The sequence below is a fragment of the Nocardia arthritidis NBRC 100137 genome, assembly GCF_001612765.1.
Taxonomy (GTDB): Bacteria; Actinomycetota; Actinomycetes; order Mycobacteriales; family Mycobacteriaceae; genus Nocardia; species Nocardia arthritidis.
The window spans coordinates 1-2458 of sequence record NZ_BDBB01000095.1 but is presented as its reverse complement, the minus strand read 5'-3'; the positions used below and the strand labels follow the sequence as shown (position 1 = coordinate 2458).

General features: G+C 67.7%; 4 protein-coding genes. 2 read left to right on the top strand and 2 right to left on the bottom strand.

Annotation, left to right across the window (positions count from 1 at the left end; translation table 11 throughout):
* Positions 1-446 (top strand): phage tail tip lysozyme (locus NA8_RS34520; RefSeq protein WP_218019543.1); only part of this gene is annotated, 446 nt, incomplete at its 5' end.
* A gap of 228 nt (positions 447-674) precedes the next feature.
* Here the strand turns inward: NA8_RS34520 and NA8_RS35630 are convergent.
* Positions 675-809, bottom strand: coding sequence for a hypothetical protein (locus NA8_RS35630; protein WP_281199202.1), 135 nt, complete (start codon positions 807-809; stop codon positions 675-677).
* Positions 810-905: 96 nt separating this feature from the next.
* Here NA8_RS35630 and NA8_RS32190 point away from each other — a divergent pair, with 96 nt between their 5' ends.
* Positions 906-2063, top strand: coding sequence for a lytic transglycosylase domain-containing protein (locus NA8_RS32190; protein WP_084467244.1), 1158 nt, complete (start codon positions 906-908; stop codon positions 2061-2063).
* A gap of 27 nt (positions 2064-2090) precedes the next feature.
* Here the strand turns inward: NA8_RS32190 and NA8_RS32185 are convergent.
* Positions 2091-2458 (bottom strand): C40 family peptidase (locus NA8_RS32185; protein WP_169810587.1); only part of this gene is annotated, 368 nt, incomplete at its 5' end.

Here is a 2458-nt window from a genome sequence, read left to right as displayed (position 1 = left end):
CCGACAACATTCCCGGGGGCTCGAACGCCAATCCGGCGGATGTCTATCGCTACCTCATTTCGAAACATGGACTCACGCCCGCGCAGGCCGCGGGGATCGTGGGAAATATCCAGGTCGAGTCGGGTTTCAAGACCAGCGCGTACAACTCGGGCGAAGGCGCTATCGGTCTGTGTCAATGGCGAGGTGGGCGACGGCAGGCCCTGGAGCGGTTCGCGGCAGCTCGCGGGAAGCCGGTCACCGACTGGAAGGTCCAGGTCGATTTCATGATGGCCGAATTGCGCAGCAATGAATCCACCGCGTATGGATATCTCCGGGCCGCACAGACGCCCGCGTACGCGGCGGCGGTCTTCGACCAGTATTACGAAAGAAGCTCCGGTGAGGCGAGAGGGCAGCGCATCGCCTACGCCAATAGCATTGCCTCGGCGATGCGTAACGTCGCCGTTTGACGTCGCCCGGCCTCGCCGGTCGCTCGGTGCGCTCTTCCACCGAGGAGCCTCGCGGTTGTCTCGCGGCCGCGTGCCGGGACCGGGGGCGACTGGTATTCCCGCAAGCGGGAACAGGCGGTCCGTACTCGAAAGATATCTACATTAAGCTGCGGATACGTTTCGGGACGAGTGCCGGGGAAGAGGCATTCCGAGTCGGGTGAGCCGACGGCCGGGCAAGTCGGCATGCGTTCACCCATCGGCGTCGATTGCCGCGTCGGCTGTGAACTCTTCCGGCTCCAGCACGCGCTGATCGTGTCCGGCGATCGGCAGCGCGCGTACCGGGGCATCCGGCGGAAGGTGAATCATGGCTGCCTCTGTGATCACCGTTCGTAGTGTCCGCGCGCATCGGGGGAACTGATGGCTCCGACGGATCGCACTCCGCCCGAGCGGGATTCCGATGATCCCGGCGATCCTCGCGACATGCGTGCGAGCGCCACCACCGCCGCGCCGCGCCGCCCCGCCAAGTCCGCGACGCGCGGTGCTCCCACCTCGATCCCGCGGGCGCAGGCAGGTGCGCCGGTCGCCGCGGGGCCGGTCGGCGCGACGGCTCAGGGGCGCACCCAGAACGCACCGTCGGCATCCGAGACAACCGCTGCCTCGGGTTCCACCTCCCTTCCGCGCTCCGAAGCGCTCGGTATGGCGGGCTCGTCCACGCCCATGGCGGCCGCGGCGATGGGCGCGTTGGCGGCCATCGCCGCCCAATATGGTGACGGCCCGCCGACGGCTGTGACCGGACAGTCGTACGCTCCGCCCGATCTCGGCGCAGCGCGGCCGACCGGGCCCGTCGTGTGGGACGGTGCGCTCGGTTCCCGGTACGCCGACAGCAATCAGAATCGAGCACGCCACGGCGATGCGACACAGTCGGTGAACGCCGAGCTGGAACGCATCCTGGGGGGCGCGGTCGACAACAGCACGCAGGGACGCGCCGCGATCGGCGCGATCATCGCCGAGGTGAACACCGCCCTCACCGCGCTCGGCAAGGTCCAGGACGCCAACGCGAGCAGGCAGTTGGTGATCTCCACCTTGGACAACGCCTTACAACGGGCGGGAACCGTGCTCGGCCAAGGACAGGGCGCGGCAGTGCTCACCGCTGATCGGGTGGCTGCCCTGGCCGACCGATATCTGCGCGAGTCGCGTCCCGTCCAGCCGCGGCGTCCCCGCCGCACGTCGCACTCAGGCATGCACGGGCCCAGCGGCGGTCCGCCACGCGCGCGACCCTCCGGCCAGCAGGGGCAATGGATCAACGAAGCCTTGCAGGTGTTACGGCAGCACGGCTACGACACGCGTCAGATCGATCCGGCCGACATCGCGGCGATCATCCAGCACGAGTCCGGTGGCAACCCGAACGCGATCAATCTCTGGGACAGCAACGCGGCGGCGGGAATTCCGTCGAAAGGCCTGATGCAGACCATCGATCCGACGTTCAACGCGTATTCCGTTCCGGGACACCGCGATATCTGGAATCCGGTGGACAACATCGTCGCGGGCGTGCGCTATGCCATCGAGCGATACGGATCGGTCAGCAACGTGCCGGGGATCGTGCAGATGCGGGGCGGCGGCTCGTATGTGGGGTACTGAGTTGTAGGTGGGTGTCGAGCCGGATGGTCATGCCCAGCGCGCGGCCGCGTAGCTGCTGGGCAGTTTCCGGTACTGGACGTGGCCACCGGTGCGCGGGGCCTCGACGCACATGCCGTTGCCGATGTACATGATCACGTGGCCGGGATTGTTCGCCCCTTTGAACGATTCGGACGGGAATATGAGGTCGCCGGGCTTGATGTCCCGGGGATTCACCTTGGGCAGTGTCCGGTATTGATCCGCCGCGACTCGTGGGATTCGCACACCGGCGGCGGCCGCCGCGTATTGCATGAGGCCCGAGCAGTCGAAAGCGTTCGGCCCCTCCGCGCCGAAGACGTACGGGTCGCCGAGCTGGGCCAGGGCCACCTGGATCGCCTTCGCGGCCGCGCCCGTCGCAC

Bases quoted from the DNA above. Each gene is read 5' to 3' on its own strand.
- NA8_RS32190 (WP_084467244.1), top strand. From the start codon at position 906: ATGCGTGCGAGCGCCACCACCGCCGCGCCGCGCCGCCCCGCCAAGTCC.